At 71.4% G+C, this 18,367-nt stretch carries 16 protein-coding genes; 1 reads left to right on the forward strand and 15 read right to left on the reverse strand.

Translation table 11 applies throughout. The features are described 5' to 3' along the window. Window positions 1-13: 13 nt before the first annotated feature. The 14 genes from accC to IPH07_14870 form a co-directional block, all read right to left on the reverse strand. A complete protein-coding gene (accC, locus tag IPH07_14805; GenBank protein ID MBK6918660.1) occupies window positions 14-1,381 on the reverse strand; it encodes an acetyl-CoA carboxylase biotin carboxylase subunit in 1,368 nt (455 codons plus the stop codon). An 8-nt stretch (window positions 1,382-1,389) separates the two neighbouring features. Further along, the gene (gene accB / locus IPH07_14810; protein MBK6918661.1) at window positions 1,390-1,878 is read right to left on the reverse strand and encodes an acetyl-CoA carboxylase biotin carboxyl carrier protein; all 489 of its coding nucleotides are present in this window, start codon (window positions 1,876-1,878) and stop codon (window positions 1,390-1,392) included. Further along, window positions 1,875-2,450, reverse strand: coding sequence for a type II 3-dehydroquinate dehydratase (aroQ, locus tag IPH07_14815; protein MBK6918662.1), 576 nt, complete (start codon window positions 2,448-2,450; stop codon window positions 1,875-1,877). The genes accB and aroQ overlap by 4 nt, the downstream gene beginning before the upstream one ends. Window positions 2,451-2,580: 130 nt before the next feature. Continuing rightward, entirely contained in the window at window positions 2,581-2,964 is a 384-nt protein-coding gene (locus IPH07_14820; GenBank protein MBK6918663.1) for a roadblock/LC7 domain-containing protein, read from the reverse strand. Between the two features lie 63 nt (window positions 2,965-3,027). After that, on the reverse strand, window positions 3,028-3,765 hold the full coding sequence (locus tag IPH07_14825) for a hypothetical protein (protein MBK6918664.1): 738 nt from the start codon (window positions 3,763-3,765) through the stop codon (window positions 3,028-3,030). A gap of 126 nt (window positions 3,766-3,891) precedes the next feature. After that, window positions 3,892-5,004, reverse strand: coding sequence for a 3-dehydroquinate synthase (locus IPH07_14830; protein ID MBK6918665.1), 1,113 nt, complete (start codon window positions 5,002-5,004; stop codon window positions 3,892-3,894). Then, a complete protein-coding gene (locus IPH07_14835; protein ID MBK6918666.1) occupies window positions 5,001-5,540 on the reverse strand; it encodes a shikimate kinase in 540 nt (179 codons plus the stop codon). Before IPH07_14835 ends, IPH07_14830 begins: the two co-directional genes overlap by 4 nt. Next, complete coding sequence (pilQ, locus tag IPH07_14840) at window positions 5,540-10,738, reverse strand: type IV pilus secretin PilQ (protein ID MBK6918667.1); 5,199 nt, start codon at window positions 10,736-10,738, stop codon at window positions 5,540-5,542. The genes IPH07_14835 and pilQ overlap by 1 nt, the downstream gene beginning before the upstream one ends. 90 nt (window positions 10,739-10,828) lie before the next feature. Next, window positions 10,829-11,452 carry a hypothetical protein gene (locus IPH07_14845; protein ID MBK6918668.1) on the reverse strand — a complete coding sequence of 208 codons (624 nt, stop codon included), beginning with the start codon at window positions 11,450-11,452 and terminating at the stop codon, window positions 10,829-10,831. Between the two features lie 23 nt (window positions 11,453-11,475). Further along, window positions 11,476-12,117, reverse strand: a complete 642-nt coding sequence (pilO, locus tag IPH07_14850) for a type 4a pilus biogenesis protein PilO (GenBank protein MBK6918669.1) — start codon at window positions 12,115-12,117, stop codon at window positions 11,476-11,478. 9 nt (window positions 12,118-12,126) lie between these two features. Then, window positions 12,127-12,846, reverse strand: coding sequence for a PilN domain-containing protein (locus IPH07_14855; protein MBK6918670.1), 720 nt, complete (start codon window positions 12,844-12,846; stop codon window positions 12,127-12,129). Next, window positions 12,843-13,907 (reverse strand): type IV pilus assembly protein PilM, encoded by a 1,065-nt coding sequence (gene pilM / locus IPH07_14860; GenBank protein MBK6918671.1) that lies wholly within the window; start codon window positions 13,905-13,907, stop codon window positions 12,843-12,845. The genes IPH07_14855 and pilM overlap by 4 nt, the downstream gene beginning before the upstream one ends. Window positions 13,908-13,989: 82 nt before the next feature. Beyond that, complete coding sequence (locus IPH07_14865) at window positions 13,990-14,421, reverse strand: helix-turn-helix domain-containing protein (protein MBK6918672.1); 432 nt, start codon at window positions 14,419-14,421, stop codon at window positions 13,990-13,992. Window positions 14,422-14,820: 399 nt separating this feature from the next. Further along, window positions 14,821-16,155, reverse strand: coding sequence for a sigma-54-dependent Fis family transcriptional regulator (locus tag IPH07_14870; GenBank protein ID MBK6918673.1), 1,335 nt, complete (start codon window positions 16,153-16,155; stop codon window positions 14,821-14,823). Between the two features lie 234 nt (window positions 16,156-16,389). Between IPH07_14870 and glpK the strand changes: the two genes are divergently transcribed. Then, window positions 16,390-17,874: a glycerol kinase GlpK gene (gene glpK, locus IPH07_14875; protein ID MBK6918674.1), complete on the forward strand. Its 1,485-nt coding sequence runs from the start codon at window positions 16,390-16,392 to the stop codon at window positions 17,872-17,874. Here the strand turns inward: glpK and IPH07_14880 are convergent. After that, the gene (locus tag IPH07_14880) at window positions 17,871-18,341 is read right to left on the reverse strand and encodes a hypothetical protein (protein MBK6918675.1); all 471 of its coding nucleotides are present in this window, start codon (window positions 18,339-18,341) and stop codon (window positions 17,871-17,873) included. The two genes, glpK and IPH07_14880, sit on opposite strands and share 4 nt — an antisense overlap. Window positions 18,342-18,367 lie beyond the last annotated feature (26 nt).

Here is an 18,367-nt window from a genome sequence, read left to right on the forward strand (position 1 = left end):
CCCAGCCCCCGCGCTAACCCTGGCCCTCGGCCCGCGCCGCGACGGCCGCGGCGTCGAGGTTCTTCTCGAGGAAGTGCGTGTCGTAGCGCCCCGTGGTGAACGCCTCTTGCTCGAGGATCCACCGGTGGAGCGGCACATTGGTGCGGATGCCCTCGACCACGGTCTCGTCGAGCGCGCGTCGGATGCGACGCAGCGCGTGCTCGCGGTCCTTTCCCCACGCGACGATCTTCGCGATCATCGAGTCGTAGTAGGGCGACACGCGGTAGCCCTGGTAGACGTGACTGTCGACCCGCACGCCGTAGCCGCCGGGGAAGTGCAGCGCCGAGATGACGCCGGGCTGCGGCGCGAACGTGACCGGGTCCTCGGCGTTGATGCGGCACTCGATGGCGTGGCCGCGCGCCTGGTGCACGCGGTCGAGGTGGGCGAGCGGCTCGCCGTTGGCGATGCGGATCTGCTCCTGCACGAGATCGACGCCCGTGATCATCTCGGTCACGCAGTGCTCGACCTGGATGCGGGTGTTCATCTCCATGAAGTAGAACTTGTCGTCGCCGTCGAGCAGGAACTCCAGCGTGCCGACGGACTGGTAGCCGATCGCCTTCACGGCTGCCACGGCGGCCTTGCGCATCGCGGCGCGGACCTCTTCGGTCAGCGCCGCCGACGGGGCCTCTTCGATGATCTTCTGGTGGCGGCGCTGGATCGAACACTCGCGCTCGAGCAGGTCGACCGCGTTGCCGAACTGGTCGGCGATCACCTGGATCTCGATGTGACGCGGGCTCGTCACGTAGCGCTCGATGTAGACGTCGCCGTTGCCGAACGCGGCCTGGGCCTCGGCCTGGGCGGTCGCGAGGGTCTCGGCCAGCTTGTCCGCATCGCGCACGATCTTCATGCCGCGACCGCCACCACCGGCCGAGGCCTTGATGATGACGGGCACGCCGATGCGGGCCACCGCGTCGATGGCCTCCTGCGTGCTGGTGATGACGCCGGTACCGGGCAGGATCGGCACGCCGGCCTCGGCCATGGTCTGCCGCGCGCGGACCTTGTCGCCCATCATCGCCATGTGCTCTGCGCGTGGGCCGATGAAGTTGAGGCCGCACTTGCCACACACGCGCGCGAAGTCGGCGCGCTCCGACAAGAAGCCGTAGCCGGGATGCACCGCGTCGGCGCCGGTCAGCTCGGCCGCCGAGATGAGGTTGGGGATGTTGAGGTAGCTCTGGGTCGCGGGGCCCGGGCCCACGCACACCGACTCGTCGGCGAAGCGCACGTGGAGATCGGACTCGTCGACGGTCGAGTGGACCGCGACGGTACGGATGCCCATCTCGCGGCACGCCCGAATCACGCGCAACGCGATCTCGCCACGGTTGGCGATGAGCACCTTGCGGATCGGCGCGGTCACTGCTTCGTCACCCGGAACAGCTTGGTGCCGTACTCGACCGGTGCGCCGTTCTCGACCAGCACCTCGTCGATGCGGCAGGCGAAGTCGGCCTCGATCTCGTTGAACAGCTTCATCGCCTCGATGATGCAGACCGTGGCGCCCGAGGCGACGTTCTTGCCGACCTCGACGAACGCCGGCTGATCCGGCCGCGGCGTGCGGTAGAAGGTGCCGACGAACGGCGAAGTGATGAACACCCCCGCCGCCTCGGCGGGGCGCGCAGCCGCGGGCGCGGCGGCCGGCGCAGGCGCGGCGACCGGCATCGCCGCGGGCGCTGGCGACATCGCGACCGCGACCTGCCCGGGCTGGGCGTAGTCGGCCTGGCGCAGCAGGATGCGGGCGTCACCGCTCTCGATCTCGAGCTCGTCGAGCTCGTACTGGCGAAACACCTTTGCGAGTTCGCGGATGTATCGGAGGTCGGGGAACTTGGGATCCGCTGGATCGTTCATGCAGGCTCCGTGGTCGTGGCGTGCGTCGTCGAAGGAGCAGCGCCGCGGGAGATGGCGGGTTCGGGCGCGCGCGCGGCGTGCTCGGCCGCGAGCGCGACGACGTGGCGTAGCGCGAGCAGGTAGGAATCGAGCCCGAGGCCCATGATCACGCCGCGACAGGCGGCGGCAGTCACGGACCGCTGCCGCATGGGCTCGCGGACGTAGAGGTTGCTGAGGTGGACCTCGACTGCCGGGATCGCCAGCGCGCGCAGGGCATCGTGGAGCGCGACGCTGGTGTGGGTGTAGCCGCCCGGGTTGATCACGACGGCGTCGCACTCGCGACGGGCGCGATGCAGGAGATCGATGAGCGTGCCCTCGGCGTTGCTCTGCGCGCACTCGACCGCGACCCCGAGCTCGTGGCCCAGCGCGACCAAGCGCGCATCGAGCTCCGCTAGCGAGGTGTCGCCGTAGATGCCCGGCTCGCGCTCACCGAGCAGATCGAGATTCGGCCCGTGGACCACCATCACGCGCGCGCGTCGCTGCGTACCCGCGGCGCGTGAGCGTGCCGCATCGGTCGGGTCTGCCGGGGCCATGGCGGGCGTATTGTGGGGCCGACAGGGGCGATCGCGCCAGGGGGTTCGTTCGCTGCGGATCACCGCGCGAACGGGCCTTCGCGGGGTTCGCGAGCCCTCTCGGGCGTGCAGGCCCCTGCGCGGGCGGACCTCAGAGATCCGCGAGCAGCCCCGGGGCCGACGCCCGCAGCAGGAAGCGCCCCTTGCCGAGGAACGCCGACTCGGTCAGCAGCACCGCGACGAAGTACTCGTCCGAGAGCACACGGCAGACCAGCGTCTGGCGATCGCCCTTGACGGTGATGTCCTGCACGTCCCCCATGTCGAGGGACTGCGCCGCGCGGCGCAGCTCCATGAAGCGGAACGAGAACTCCATGGCCGTCGACTCGAGGTCGACCTCGCCCTGGGCCCCGTCGGCAACGTGCTGCATCACCGCGATGCCATCGAAGCCCATGAGGATCGCACCGGCAGCGCCAGGCGTGTTGTCCACGATCGTCTTGAGCTGATCACCGAGCATGCGGGGGCTTCCGAACGTCATGCTCGCGCGCCGAGGGCCCCGCGGTCAAGTCCCGCGCGGGGCCGGAGCCGGTTCGCCCAAGCCTCAGCCGTTGTCGCTCGCGCAGGCCGCCGGTACCAGCGGGAGGTCCTGGGCGTTGCCGCAGACGCCGCCCACGAAGGTGCTGGACTGCGCAGGGCACATCGCGTTCTCGCAGGTGTGGCAGTCGATCAGACAGTCGTAGCAGAACGTGATCGGGAACGAGAACTCGCGCGCATCGATCTCCCCCACCCGCCCCTTGACGTTGCCGCTGCGAGTCGCGTGGAAGACCACGTCGGCCACCACCGTGACGCGGGACTCCTTCTGCGCGTCGGTGAGGAAGAGCTCGCCCGCCAGCGCCGCCGCAGTCTGCTGCGGGATCACCTGGACCAACACGCCGATGGTCTGCTGCGGTGCGATGGACTGCGTCGGCAACGAGACCTCGAAGTCCATGAGCGACGGCTCCTGCTTGCGCACCGCCGCCGCCGCGTCCTTGTTCTGCGGCACCGACAGGCTCACGCTGGCGCTCTTCAGCTGCATCTCGTTGGTCTGCACGCCCGCGTTCTTCTTGGTCGCGTTCTGCAGCGTGGTGTTGTTGAAGAGCAGCGCCGGCATCATGTACGCGCTCGGCAGCGCGGCATCCAGCAGGCCCAGCGGCAGCGCGTCGTTGGAGTCGGTGACCGCGCACGCGCCGTCCTCGTCCCACGCCGGCGCCATCAGGACGATGAGCGACTCCTGATTGTCGGCGCAGCCCATGGGCAGCCAGGACAGCAGCGAAGCGAGGACGAGCGGGGTTCTGGCCATGGCGGAGACTCTCGTGCAGACGGGGGCGCGCCACCAACGACCACGGCAGGCCGATCGCGGACGCTCTCACTACGCTAGCACCCGGTCGCGTAGCGCAGCAAGAATGGCGCCCCGAACCGGACCCGCCTACAGCGCCGCCATCAGCTCGTCGATCGACATCGCAACCACCTCGGGTGCACCGATGTCGCGCAGCGCGATGTAGGTGACCGTGCCGACCGCTTGCGTGCCGCGCTTCTTGTCGAGCGCGATCGCGGCCGCCAGCAGCGGGCGAGCCGTCGGCGTCAGCCACGGCGCCAAGACGTGCGGCAGCTCGAACGCCGCCAGGGCCTCGACCACCCGCGACTGCAGCTCCGCGGTCGCGAGCCCCCGGTGGTGGGACACTCGCGCGGCCGCGACCAGGCCCAACGCGACCGCCTCACCGTGCCCCACGGCCCAGCCCGACGCGTGCTCGATGGCGTGGCCGACGGTGTGCCCGAGGTTCAGCAGCACGCGGCCGGCGGGGGCGTTCTCGAAGGGATCGCCCGCGACGCAGGCGGCCTTGAGCGCGATCGAGGTCGCCACCCTCGGCATCGCGGCCACGGCGTCACCGGCCAGCAGCGCCGGCGCGGCGGCCTCGAGCAGCGGCAGTTCCTCGGGCGCGAACAGCAGTGCGTGCTTGATCATCTCGGCGGCACTGCAGGCGAGCTCGCGACGCGGCAGCGTGGTGAGCAGCTGCGGATCGACCAGCACCGCCGCAGGGAAGTGGAACGCACCCAGCAGGTTCTTCGCGCCCGGCCGATCGACGGCGACCTTGCCCCCGACCGACGCGTCGACCTGCGCCAGCAAGGAGCTCGGCGCGGCGATCCACGGCACACCACGCATGTAGAGGTGCGCGACCAGACCGGCGAGATCGGTCACCACGCCGCCGCCCAACGCGACCACTGCGTCGCGCCGCGACAGCCCCGCGGCCGCCCACGCGTCGACGCACGCGAGCACGGACTCGATGTGCTTGCTGGCTTCGCCAGGGGCGATGACGTGCACGACCGGCTCGAGCCCGGCGGCCCGCAGGCGCGCGAGCAACGGCGCCCCGTGCAGCGCGAACACGTTCTCGTCGGACAGCACGCCCACGCGGGTCGCCGCCGACGCGGCCGCGCGCACGCTCGGCGCCACCGCCTCCAGCACGCCCTCGCCGACCTGCACACCGTAGCCGCGCGCGCCCGAGGGTGGCACCGGCACCTGCAGCGTGAAGACGTCGCTCACGGTGCGCCCCCATCGCTCGGCAATGCGGCGATCACCCGCGCGGCAACCTCATCGACCGCGGCGTCGGCATCGACGGTGAACTGCGCACGCCGGTAGCTGGGCTCGCGGGCCCGCCACAGCCCCGCGAGCGTGGGCAGCAGCGGCGCTTCGCCCAGCAGCGGGCGCGCGCCGTCGTGCCCTTGCAGGCGCGCGACCAGCCGCTCGATCGGCACCGACAGGAACACCACGCTGCCGGTGCTGGCCATCGCCGCCAGCGAGCCGTGGTCGAGCACGGTGCCGCCACCGCAGGCGACCACGGCCCCTCGCGCGACGAAGCCCGGCTCGTCCAGCAGCGATCGCAGGGCGGCGGCCTCGCGCGCGCGCAGGCCCGGCTCGCCGTCTTGCCACATCGACGCGATCGAAGCGCCGAACAGCAGCTCGATCCGGCGATCGAGATCGCAGAACTCGCGGCCCAGCCGGCGCGCCACCGATGCGCCGACCGTGCTCTTGCCGCTGCCCATCATGCCGACCAGGAACACCGGTCGCATCGCCGGCATCACCCGCCGATGCTGCTCGCGCGGTTGACGATCTTCGGGGTCAGGAAGATCAGCACCTCGGAGCGCTGATCGGCCTCGGCCTTCTGCTTGAAGAACCACCCGATGATCGGCACGTCCGCGATCCACGGGATCTTGTCGAAGTTGACCGCCTTGGAGCGGGTGTAGATGCCGCCGATCACCGCGGTGTCGTTGTCGTTGATCAGCATGCGGCTCTGCGCCTGCTTGGTGAGGATCGTCGGGTCGCCGCGGGCACCGGTGTTGACGAAGTCGGCCTCGTTCTTCTCGACCACGACGTCGAGCAAGACTGCGCCCTCGTTGGTCACGTGCGGCGTGACCTTCAGGCCTAGCGTGGCGCGCACGAAGCGGGTGTTGACGCCCTGCGCGCTGACCTGCGAGATCGGGATCTGCACACCTTGCTCGATCTGCGCCTCGCTGTTGTCGAGCGTGACGATCTTGGGCGCGCTGATGATGCGGATCTCGCCGGTGCTCTCGGACGCGGACAACCGCAGGTTGGTGTTGAGGTTGCCGCTGATGCTGCCGAACGAGAAGCCGATCGCACCACCGGTGCCGGTACCGACCGGGATCGGCAGATCGACCGCATAGTTGGGGTTGGCAGCCGCGCCGGGCAGGATCAGGCCGCGCGAGTCGACCGGTCGACCGGTGGCGCCACCGCCGACGCCGACCGAGTTCGGGAACAACAACCCGGTCGGGTTGCCGGTGCCGGGGCTGGCGATGAAATCGAAGCCCCACTGCACGCCGAGGTTGCGCGCGAAGGTGGTGCGCGCCTCCACGATGCGGGCCTCGATGAGCACCTGCGGGGTCTGGGTATCGAGCTGTCCGACCAGGTTCTCGGCCAGCGCGATGTTCTCTGCCACGTCCATGATGATGAGCGTGTTGGTGCGGGTGTCGGGCGTGACGGTGCCGCGGGGCGACAACACGCTCTGGACCTTGGGCACCATCTCGTCGACGGTCGCGTAGGAGACCGGCACCAGCTTGGTCTCGAGCGGCTTCTGCTGCACGCGGGCGGCGGCGCGCTCGATCGCGGCGCGACGCTCGTTCTCGAGGTCCTCCACGGTCGCGACGCGGATGACGTTGCCGTCGCGGGTCGAACCCAAGGTCAGCGAGCGCAGGATGATGTCGAGCGCCTGGTCCCACGGCACCGAGTTCAGCTTCATCGTGACGCTGCCCTCGACCCCCTTGCCCGCGATGATGTTCACGTGGCCGATGTCGGAGAACAGCAGCAGCACGTCCTTGATGGGCGCGTCCTGCAGCTCGATGGTGATCCGCTCGCCGCGCCAACGACCGCGACTGCGGGTCGGTCGGCTGTCCATCACCTCGTCGTCGCTGAACGACGGCGCGCCGTTGTTGCCGGCCGGCGCCATCGCGGCGACCGGTGGCCGCGCGCTCGGTGCGATCGCGCTGGTGGTGGTGGTGGCGAGCGTGGCGGCCTGGGCCCCCGCACTCGCGGCGGCGACCTTGGTCCCCGCGAGACTCACGGCCTCGGTGGCCTTGCCGCGTCGCGCCCGCGGGAAGTGCCACACCAGCGCGCCGGGCTGCTCCTCCAGGCGCGCCTTGCTGGCCTTGCCGGTCGAGACCACCACCTTGGCACCGTCGCCCTCCGCGAACGAGGTCACCAGCTTGATGGGCCCGTCGTAGGCGGTGGCGTCGAGGCTGCGCTCGAGCGCCTTGGGGATCTTGGCGTGCTGCAGCTGCAGCACCTGGATGGTCGGCGTGAGCGAGTTGCCCGCGTAGGCCAGCGGCCCCTCGAACGAGATGATCACCCGCGACTCGTCGCGGTCGTCCTCGAAGCGGACGTCGCGAACCTTGGCCGACGCGCCGGCGGCCTCGCTGCGCTTGGGCGTCGCGGTCGCGACCGCGGGCTCACGCGGCGCGGACGACTCGACCAGGCGTGCGGGGGCTGCAGGGGGCGCCGGCGCGCGATCGCGGGCGGCGATCGCCTCGACGCGCGCATCGAGCTTGGCCTGGGCCTTGCGCACCTCGTCCTCGACACCGCCGAGCTTGGCGCGCTCGGCCGCCAGCGCGTCGTTGACCGCGGCGAGCTTCTGCTCGGCCTGCGCCAGCTCCTGGCTGGCAGCGGCGTTCTTGCTCCGCAGCGCCTCGCCCTGGCTCTCGAGCTCCGCGCGACGGGCGACCAGCTGGTCGACCTCGGCCTTGCGGGTGGCGAGATCCTTCTGCACCCCGGCCAGCCGCTCGTGCATGCGGGCGAACTCGGCCTTGCTGCTGGCGGCCTCGCGCTTGGCAGCCTCGGCCTCGTCGCGGGCGGCATCGAGCTTGCGGCGACGGGCGCCCTGCTCCTCGAGCTCCGCGAGCTTGCGCTCGGCCGCGGCCGCACGCGTGCGGGCCTCGTCGGATTCGCCGCGCAGGCGCGCGACCTGCTTCTCCAGCACCGTCGCGGTGGCCTGCACCTTGCGGGTCTCGCCCTGCGCGGCCGCCAGCATCTCGGGGCTGACGTGCTTGCCGAGCGCGTCGACCTGCGCGCGGGCCTGCGCGACCGCGTCGGCAGCCTTGGCCAGCTCCTGCTCGCGCTTGGTGATCGTCGCCGCCATGGTCTCGGCGGTGCGGCGCTCCGCGACCAGCTTCGCCTGCAGCTTCTCGCGATCGTCTGCGAGCTTGGCGAGGTCTTGCTCGGCTTGCTTCTGCCGCGCACGCGCGGCATCGCGGGCGCGCTCGGCCTCGGCGACCCGCTGAGACATCTGTTCGGTGAGCTCGCCGCGCTTGCGTGCGCGCGAGGCCTCGGCCTTGGCGGCCGTGAGCTCGCGATCGGCGAGCTTGCGATCGTCGATCGCGGTCTGCTTCTCGCGGGTCGCATCGTCCATCGCCGCGCGCGCCTTGACGAGCGCGGCGTCGGCCTGCTCGCGCAGCGCCAGCGCCTCGGCCTTGGCCTTGCGCGCGGCCTCGCGATCGGCCTCGATGCCCTCGCGCTCGCGGGTCAGACGCGCGAGCGTCTCGTCGGCGGCGGCGAGCTTGCGTGCGGCCGTGCGCTCGATCTCGCTGGCGCGCTGCTTGGCACCGTCGAGCTGGGTCGCGGCCTCGCGCTCGGCCTTGGTGCGGGCGGCGAGCAGGTCGGCGGAGGCCTCGCGCTCGGCCTTCTCGCGGGCGGCGGCAACCTGCGCGGCGGTCTCCTTCTCGGCCCGCGCACGCAGGCTGGCGAGCTCACGCTCGGCGGCCGCGACCGCCGCCTTGCGGGCCTGGGCGACCTCGTCCTCGGCGCGACGCTTGGCCTCCTTGCGGGCGGCCGCGAGCTTGCGCTCGGCCTGGGCCTCGGCGTCGGCGAGCTGCTGCGCCGCGAGCTCCCGGGCCTTGCGCTCGGCGGCCGCGATCTTGGCGGCGGCGGTCGACTCGGCCGACTTCATGCGCTCGGCGATGAGCGCGTCGGACTTCTTGCGCGCCGCGGCGACCACAGCGTCGGCGTCCTTCGTGGCGCTCTCGAGCTTGGCGGCGGCTGCCTTTGCGGCCTTGCGCTCCGCGTCGGCGAGCGTCGCGTCGGCCATGCGCTCGGCGGCCTCGAGGCGCGCCTTCGCGGCGGCCTTGGCCGACGCCAGCACGCGGTCGGCCTCGGCCTTGGCCTCGTCGGCCTCGGCCTTGGTGCGCGCGGCCTCGGCCTTCACGCTGGCGGCCGCGGCCATGGTCCGATCGGCATCGGCCTTGGTGCGATCGGCCGACGCGAGATCGGCCTTGGCCTTCTCGCGGCTGCGATCGGCCTCGGCGCGCGCCGCCGCGGCGGCGAGTCCGTCACGCTCGGCCTGCGCACGGACCTGCTCGGCCGCCGCGAGCTTCTGGGCGGCAGCCTGCTCGGCCGCGTCGAGGCGCTGCTGCGCCTGCTGCGAGGCCTGCTCGGCACTCGCGAGCTCGTGCTTGGCGGTGGCCCGCTTGCGCTCGGCCTCGGCAAGCTTGGCCTCGGCCTCGCTGAGCTTGCTCTGCGCACGCGAGTCGGCCGCGCTGGCCTTGCTGCGCAGCGCCTCGGCGTCGCGCTCGGCGACCTTCGCAGCGGCTGCGGCAGCGGCGAGTCGTGCCCGTGCGGCGCCCTCGACCTTGGCGGCCTCGTCGTGGCTGCGCTTGGCGTCGGCGAGCTTGCGGCGGGCCGCGCTCTCGGTGGCGAGCGCCTGCTTCGAGGCGTCGGCGAGCTTGCGCTGCGCCGCGCCGGCGAGCGCCTTGGCCTGGGCGTCGGCAGCGGCGAGCTTGTGGGTGGCCTGGGCGTCGGCGTCGGCGAGCTTGTGGCTGGCCTGCTGCTCGGCGTCGGCGAGCGTGCGATGGGCATCCGCCTCGTGTTGCTCGGCGCGTCGGCGCGCGGCCAGCATCGCCTTGCGCTCGCCCTCGAGCTCGGCACGCATCTTCGCGAGCGCGCGATCGGCCTTGTGCGACGAGGCCTCGGCGGCGGCACGCACCTGCTCGGCCTTGGCGAGCTGCTGCTCGGCATCCTTCAGGGCGCGCCTCGCCTTGCGGCGGTTGCCGTCGCCGGCATCGACCCCGCGACGTGCCTGCAGCTTGGCGCTGCGGGCCTCGGCCTCGGCCGCCTTCGCGCGGGCCTCGGCGGCGCGCGCCGCATCCAGCCGCGACTCGGCGTCGGCGAGCTCCTGCTGGGCCTTGCGGCTCTTGCCGTCGGCGGCCTTCGATCGCGCGCTGGCATCGGCGCGCAGGCGCTCGACCGCCGCGGCCTGGGCCTCGAGCTCGGCCCTGCGAGCGCTCGCGCTCTTGCGCGCGAAGTAGGCCTCGGGCGGGACCTGTCGTGGCGTGATGGTCACCACCAGCTCGTCGCCGTCGGGCACCACGATGTAGCTGACGTCGCGCTTGAGCTCGACCACCAGCCGCACCAGCTGGGCGTCCTGCTCCTGCACGTCGTCGATCGACAGACGCCCACAGGCCCAGTTGTCGAGCGGCAGGTGCGGCACGACCTTGCCGCGCTCGCTGGCCGCGATGTCGACCACCAGCCGATCCGGGTCCTGCATGCGATAGACGCTGAAGGTCGGCTTCGCGCTCCCACGCAGGCGCAGCGTGGTGGTGCCCTCGTCCTGCTCGTCGACCGTGAGGCCGTCGATGCGGTTGCCGGGCGCCGCCCACAGCGGCACCAGCGGCGGCATGCCGACGGTCTGCGCCAGCTCGGCCAGCGGCAGGCCGCCGGGCGCGTCGAGGGTGGCGGCGGTGGCGAGGTCAGGCCGCAGGGCCAGCAACAAGGCCATCGGCGCGGTCAGAAAACCCAGGGGCGTCGCACGACGCACTCCGGTACGGGGTGCAGAACCGAAGCGCATCATCGGAGGGTCGCTCCACTGTCAATCGTTGCGCAAATAAATGGCGCGGCGTTCGCCCCGCTGGAGATTGAGACTGCTGGCCAGGTCATCATCTACGACCTCGACCTCCACATAGTCTCGATTCACCGCGGCAAGCAAAAGTTCGGCGCTCGAGAAGTACTGGCCCTGCATGATCGAGCGACTGCGGCCGTCGCTGGCGACGAACAGCGCCCGCGGCCGCAGGTTGCGACCGGCGTTCACGATCGCGACCAGCTTGAGGTCCTCGAACGCGTACTGCTGCATCTCGACCTTGCGATCGGCACGCGGGCGGTCCGGCTCGGGCACGACGATCTCGTTGGCCACGAAGCTCAAGAACGGATCGCGGCGGCGCTGGAACGACTTCGCGTCGAGCGCGATGGGCGGGCGCGCCGGCAGCTCGCTGGGCAGCGCGTCCTCTTCGTCGCCCTCGGCGCTCTTGCGCGGCGCCGGACCGCTCAGCTTGGTGCCGCTGCCGCCCCCGCTGGCCTTGGCCGGGGCCGCCTTGGCGCCCGAACCACCGCCACCGGCCTTGAGGCCGGGTGAGCCGCGCTGTTTCGAGACCTCGGCGCCGCCGTCGTCGACGCATGCGGCGGTGAGCAGCAGCGCCAGCGCGCACGTACGCGCCACGGAGATGGGTGCAGCGGTCCGTCTCACTTCTTGCGCCTGCCCTTCTTGGCCGCGCCCTTCTCGGCGGCGGCGTTGCGCTCTTCATCGGTGAGGAAGCGATAGGTCGCAGCCTCGAACTCGATCTCGAGCGGCGCGCGCTCGGCGGCTTCCTTCGAACCCGGCGTGCGCTTGTCCTTGCCGGCCTGGAGCGACAGCCGATCGACGCTGACGATGCGCTTGAGCTCAGACACCCGGCGGAAGAACTCGCCGACCTGCGTCCACGTACCCGTCGCGCGCACCTTGATGGGCATGCGGGCGTAGAAGTCCTGGAACTCCTCGGGCTCGTTGGTCCAGCTCTCCACCGTCATGCCCACCAGCCGCGACTGCTGCTGGAAGGTCTGCATCAAGTTGTCGACGGTCGACGCGGTCAGCGGCAGCACCTCGCGCTGCTCCTCCAGCGCGGCCTCGGCGGCCTCGATCTTGCGCTTCTCGGCGTCGAAGTTGTCGCGCTTGGTCTTGACCTCGGCGAGCTCCGTCTGCGCTGCGGTCAGCGCTGCCTCAGCGTTGGCGCGCCCGTCGACGGCGTCGACGTAGAAGAAGAAGTACCAGCCACCGACGATCACGCCGGCCACCAGCAGGAACAGCAGCAGTCGCTGCCAGATCGGGATGCGTCCGAAGCCTTCCACTGCCGTCCTTCAGTTCCAGCGCCGCACTTCGACGTCGAGCTTCCACGTCAGGTGCCGCACGGCGTCGGTCGAGCTGCGCTGGTCGTCGACGCGTTCGTAGTCGGGGTGGGTGATGTCGCCGAACCACACGCTCGCGCGCAGCCGGCGGGTGAACTCGGAGAGATCGGCGGCGTCCCGCGCCGCGCCCGAGATGGTGAGCTTCGAGCCGTTCTCCTCGATGCTGGTCAGCCACAGGCCCGAAGGATCCCAGCGCTCGTTGATCTCGCTCTGCGGATCGTCGGCCTTGTTCTTCTTGTACTTCTCTTGGTCGATGGTGACGGAGCCGCCGAGCTGCGCATCGGTCAGGATGCTCGCGATCTCGTACATCACGTAGACCGGCGTGCGCTGCTTGGCCTTCAGCTTGTCGATCGCCAGCTTCTGGCGCGCGATGTCGTCTTCGCGAGCCTTGAGGCCGGCCTCGTCGATCACGCCCTTGATCTCGTTGACCTCGTTGCCGATCGTCGCGGCCTGGCCTCGCACCGCGAGGGTCGCGTCTTCTTCGATGCCGAGCAGATACCAGCCCGCGCCGCCCAGCGCGGCCCAGGCGATGACCATGAGCAGCAGCGAGGCCGCGCCCGAGCCGCCCCCGCCCGACGCCACCGCAGTGTTGTTGCGCCCGGGCGCCGCCGCCACGACCGTGCCGGCGGAGCTGCGCTTGCGCTTGGTCGGCGCGAGGTTGATGCGAATCATTCGGAGTCCCCCGGACGGCGTGCGGCCAGGCCGAATGCCACGGTCGCAACCGGGGCGTTCACGCGCAAGTACTCGACGTCGAAGCGCCGCGTGTCGACCACGACGCGCGCGAATGGGTTGATGATCTCCACCGGGATGCGAGAGCGATCTTGGATCGCCTTGGGCAGCTGCGGTACCAGGCACGAGCCGCCGCTCAGGTAAATGCGGCTCAGGCGGGCGTCGATGGCGTCGTTCATGTAGAAATCCAACGAACGTTGGAATTCCTCGGCGACCTGCTCGGACACCTGCCAGAGGATGCGGTGGACCTCCTGCGGCACCACGTCGGCGGCTGCGCCTGCGGCCGCGAACGCACCGCCGACCTTGTAGGCCTCGGCACCGTCGAGGCTCACGCCCAGCTGCCGTTGGATGGCCTCGGTGTAGGTGTTGCCGCCGGTGCCCAGGTCGCGGTTGAACGAGGGCTGGCCGCTCGAGATGATCGAGAGCGTCGAGTAGGTCGCGCCGACATTGATGATCGCCACGGTGTCGCCGGGCGCGAAGCCGATGCCGAGCTCGATCGCGTTCTGTAGCGCGAGTGCGGCCGCGTCGACGATCACGGGCTGGAAGCCGGCGTCGCGGACGACCTGCTGGTACTGCGCGACGATTTCGCGCTTCGCCGCGACCAGCAGCACCTCCATCTGGCCGGTGGGGGTCTGCTTGACCAGCACCTCGTAGTCGACGAGCACGTCCTCACGGGCGAAGGGGATGTTCTGGCGAACCTCCCACTCCATCTGCTCGTCGAGCGCGGGCCCGTCCATGGCCGGGATGGTCAGCCGCTTGATGATCACGGCGTTGCCCGAGACCGCGAGCGCGATGTGCTTGCCCTTGAGGTGCACGCGCTTGGTCAGGCTCTTGATCGCGTCGACCAGGGCGCCGTGGTTCAGGATCACGCCGTCGACGATGGTCTGGGGCGCAACGGGCTCGATCCCGAAGTTCTGCAGACTCATGCTCCGCCCCGACGGCTTGAGCTGCACGAGCTTGATCGCGCTCGAGCCGATGTCCAGACCGATGCACTGCTTCGCCACGACGAGGCCTATCCCAGCGTCAGCCTGCCATGCGCGAGCGCGTGGCGGAAATTGTGTTCAAGCTCGAAGCACCCGGCCGAGCTCAGCCGAGGTCTTCGTCCGGGAAGACTTCCTTGGCCGCAGAGGGCTGCAGGCCGAGGGCTTCGAGGATCTTGCGCTTGGTGTCCATCCGGCAGGGGCAGCCGGCTTCGACGCGGTCGATGGTCAAGGGACTGACCCCCGCGCGGCGGGCGAGCTCGGCCTTGCTCATCATGGCGGCCTGACGCAGGCGCTTGACGTTGTTGGGCACGAGGCCCGCGTTCTCGCGCACCGCCGGCTGCTTGGCACGGCGTCGCTTCGTCGGCACCGCCGGCTCCACGGCCGCCTCGCTGCGTGCGGGCTCCTTGCGTGTCGGCGCGTCGCCGCCGCGCGAGGGCGCCTCCGCCGTGCGGGGCGGATCGTCGTGCTCGGGCACGGACGCGCTCGCATGCCCCGAGGGGGCCGCCTTCGCGCCTTGCGTTGGTTCCGGATCCATCCTGAAGAAGCCCGTACATCATCGGTCCCGATCGCTGATCCGTCAACGCGTTCGTTGCCCTTCAGTGATATGTAGTTGAATGACAGTGATAGGCCATTGATAGGTCATTGTAGTGATCCGAGCGCGCGAACTCCGCCTGTCGAACCGGCCGAGGTGGAGCAAGTCCACGAGATCGTTGGCGAAGGCGGGCATGGGGCGGCGGCGGGGCGGCGCGGGCGAAGGCACACGCGGGCCGGGGGACGCGCCAGCATTCCACGGCCGGGCCCCTTGGCCCAAGAAACCCTCGCGAACCCGACGCCGACCCCCGAGCCGGGCCCGCGGGGATCGCGACCCTCCGGCGCGGCCGCTTCCAAAGAGGATGCACCGAAACCGCGGGCACCGCGCGCAAGGCCGACGCGGTCAGCCCAGGCCGAACTCTTTGATCTTGTAGAGCAGCGCCCGGTGGCTGAGGTCGAGCAGCTTGGCCGCATGGGTGCGGTTGCCGTCGGTCTGCGCCAGGGCCCGCAGGATGAACTCCCGCTCGAGCGCCCGCTGGGCCCGCTTCACCGAGAGGTCACCCTCGGGCAGCGCGAGCGTGAAGCCGGCGCTCGGGCTCGCGGTCTTGTGCACGCGCTCGGGCAGGTCGCCGAGCTGCAGGATGCCGCCCTCGCACATGACCGCCGCGTGCTCGATGGTGTTCTCGAGCTCGCGGACGTTGCCCGGCCAGTGATACGCGAGCAGTCGCGCGAGCGCCTCTTCGCTGAGCCCACGGACCTTCGTGCCCAGGCGCGCGTTGACCCGCGCGATGAAGTGCTCGACCAGCGGTGGGATGTCGTCCCTGCGCTCCCGCAGCGGTGGCACCGCGATCGGCATCACGTCGAGGCGATAGTAGAGGTCCTGGCGGAAGCTGCCGTCCTCGACCATCTGATGCAGCTCGCGCGAGGTCGCGGCGAGCACCCGGGCGTCGATCTTGATCGAGCGGACGTCGCCGACACGCCGCACCTCCTCCTCCTGCAGCGCGCGCAGCAGCTTGACCTGCAGCGCCAGCGGCAGCTCGCCGATCTCGTCGAGGAAGAGCGTGCCGCCCTTGGCCTCCTCGAACAGACCCCGCTTGTCCGCGGTCGCGTCGGTGAAGGCGCCGCGCACGTGGCCGAACAGCTCCGACTCGAGCAGTGACTCGGGGATCGCGCCGCAGTTGACCGCCACGAACGGCCCGCTCGCACGCGGGCTCGCGGCATGGATCGCGCGACTGACCAGCTCCTTGCCCACGCCCGACTCGCCCAGCACCAGCACGCCGGTCTTGAACGGCGCGACCTTGCGGACGGTGCGAGCGACCTGCTGCATCGCCGCGCTGCGGATCAGCATGTCGCCGAGCCACTCGGTGGTGGCCCCGGAGTCGCGCAGCTGCTGGCGCAGCGCGTGGTTCTCGCGCCGCAATCGCTCGCGCTCCTCGGCCTTGCGCAGCGTGAGCACGACCTCGTCCTGCTTGAAGGGCTTGGCGATGTAGTCGTACGCGCCCGCGTGCATGGCCTCGAGCGCGAGCTCGATGGTCCCGAAGGCGCTCATCACGATCGCGGTCAGCCCCGGGCGCTCGCGCTTGAGCCACTCGACCAGCGCGAGGCCGCCCATGCCGGGCATGCGCACATCGGTCAGCACCACGTCGACGTCCTCGCGCCCCAGCAGCTCGATGGCCGCTTCGCCGCTGTCGGCGTGGACGACCTGGTAGTGCTCGCGCCGCAACAGCAGCTCGAGCATCTGCCGCAGCGGGGCCTCGTCGTCGACCACCAGCACGCGGACGAACCCGCGCGGCTCTCCCGGGGTCGGTGCGGCTGCGTCGCTCGTCTGCGTCACCAACCTGCGGGCCCTTCGGTCGCGAGCATAGCAAGCGGGCCGCGCCACGTCGTGGGCTGCAGCTGCGGCCCGCCGGGGATGCTACGGTGCGCTCGTCGTCGCGCCGCCGTTGCTCGCGTGCGACGGCCGGAGCGCACCATGCCCACGACCGACCTCGTCCTCGCCATCGACCAAGGCACCACTGGCAGCACGTGCCTGGTCGTCGACGCCAGCGCGCAGGTGATCGCGCGCCACACCGTCGAGTTCCCGCAGCACTTCCCCAGCCCCGGCCTCGTCGAGCACGACCCCGAGCAGGTGTGGGGCTCGGTGCTGGCGGCGATCGACGGCGCGGTGGGTGGTGGCCGCATCGACACCTCGCGCATCGCGGCGATCGGCATCACCAACCAACGCGAGACCTCGCTGGTGTGGCGCCGCGACGACGGCCGCGCGCTACACCGCGCCATCGTGTGGCAGGACCGTCGCACCGCCGATCACTGCGCGGCGCTGCGCGAGCGCGGGCTGCAGCCGCGCCTGCGCGAGCTGACCGGGTTGGTGCTCGATCCCTACTTCTCGGCCACGAAGCTGGCTTGGACCCTCGACCACGTCGAGGGGGCCCGCGCCGCGGCGGCCCGGGGCGAGCTGGCTGCGGGCACCATCGACAGCTACCTGCTGTGGCGCATGACCGCCGGCGCGGTGCATGCCACCGAGCCCAGCAACGCCTCGCGCACGCTGCTGTGGCCACTGACCGGCGGCGGCTGGAGCGACGAGCTGTGCGAGCTGCTGGCGGTGCCGCGCAACCTGCTGCCCGAGGTGCGCCCGTGCAACGCCAGCTTCGGCACCACCCGCGGGGTCCCGGGATTGCCCGACGGCATCCCGATCCACGGCATCGCCGGTGATCAGCAGGCGGCGCTGTTCGGGCAGGCCTGCTTCCACGTGGCCCAGGCCAAGTGCACCTACGGCACCGGTGCGTTCATGTTGCTCAACACCGGCGCCAAGCCGGTGCCGTCGTCGCACGGCCTGCTGACCTCGGTCGCGTGGCAGCTCGGCGACACGACCACCTACTGCCTCGAGGGCTCGTCGTTCATGGCCGGTGCGGTGGTGCAGTGGCTCCGCGACGGGCTCGGCATCATCGCGCGCTCGGCTGACGTCGAGGCGCTCGCCGCCAGCGTGCCGGACTCCGGCGGCGTCGTGGTGGTGCCCGGCCACGCAGGCCTCGGCGCGCCGCACTGGCGGGCCGACGCGCGTGGCCTCATTCGCGGGCTCACCCGCGGCTCGACCAAGGCCCACATCGCACGTGCGGCCCTCGAGGGCATCGCGCTGCAGATCGCCGACCTCGCGACCGCGATGGCGGCCGACCTCGGACGCGGCCTCGACGTGTTGCGGGTGGATGGCGGCGCCGCGGCCAACGACCTGTTGATGCAGATCCAGTGCGATCTACTCGGCGTCGCGCTCGATCGACCGCGCGTGCTCGAGGCCACCGGCCTCGGCGCGGCCGCGCTCGCCGGCCTCGGCGTGGGACTGTGGCCCGACCTGCCCACCCTCGAGCGCACGTGGCAACGCGAGCGTCGCTTCGAGCCCGCCGGCGATGCGGCTGCGCTCGCCCAGCTGCGCCGGGGATGGCGCGACGCGATCGCGTGCGCCTAGCGGTCGGATGCATCGGCGCGCAGCCGCCCCAGCGTGACCACGCACGGCGCGGGCGCGAGGCAGACCCACTGCTGCAGTCGATCGAGTCCGCCGTCGGCGAGTCGCGCGAGCCGCTGCGCCATCGCACGTCGCACCGGCTCGCGTCGCCAGCCCCACAGCCCCACGCGTGCGCGCCAGCTCGACAGCCACGCGAGGTCCACGACCTGCACGTCGCCCGGCGACGCGCCCGTGGTCGCGCGCGCACGCAGCTCGGTCGCCAGCACGTCGCCGCGATCGGACAGCGCCGCGGCGCACACCAGCAACCCGACGTGCGTCGTCCCGGCGCCGTCGAGCGCCGCGAGCAGGCCTGCGAGTCGCCCCGGTGGCCGCCCGACCACCACGGTCCTGGTCGTCGATGTGCTCGACCACGCGGGCAACCACCGCGGCAGCGGTGCGCACGAGAGGTGATCGTCGACCCAGCTCGACATGCGGCATCGATGGTCTACCATCGACG

This window comes from Deltaproteobacteria bacterium (assembly GCA_016709225.1).
In the GTDB taxonomy this organism is placed as follows: domain Bacteria; phylum Myxococcota_A; class Polyangia; order Nannocystales; family Nannocystaceae; genus Xiheibacterium; species Xiheibacterium phototrophicum.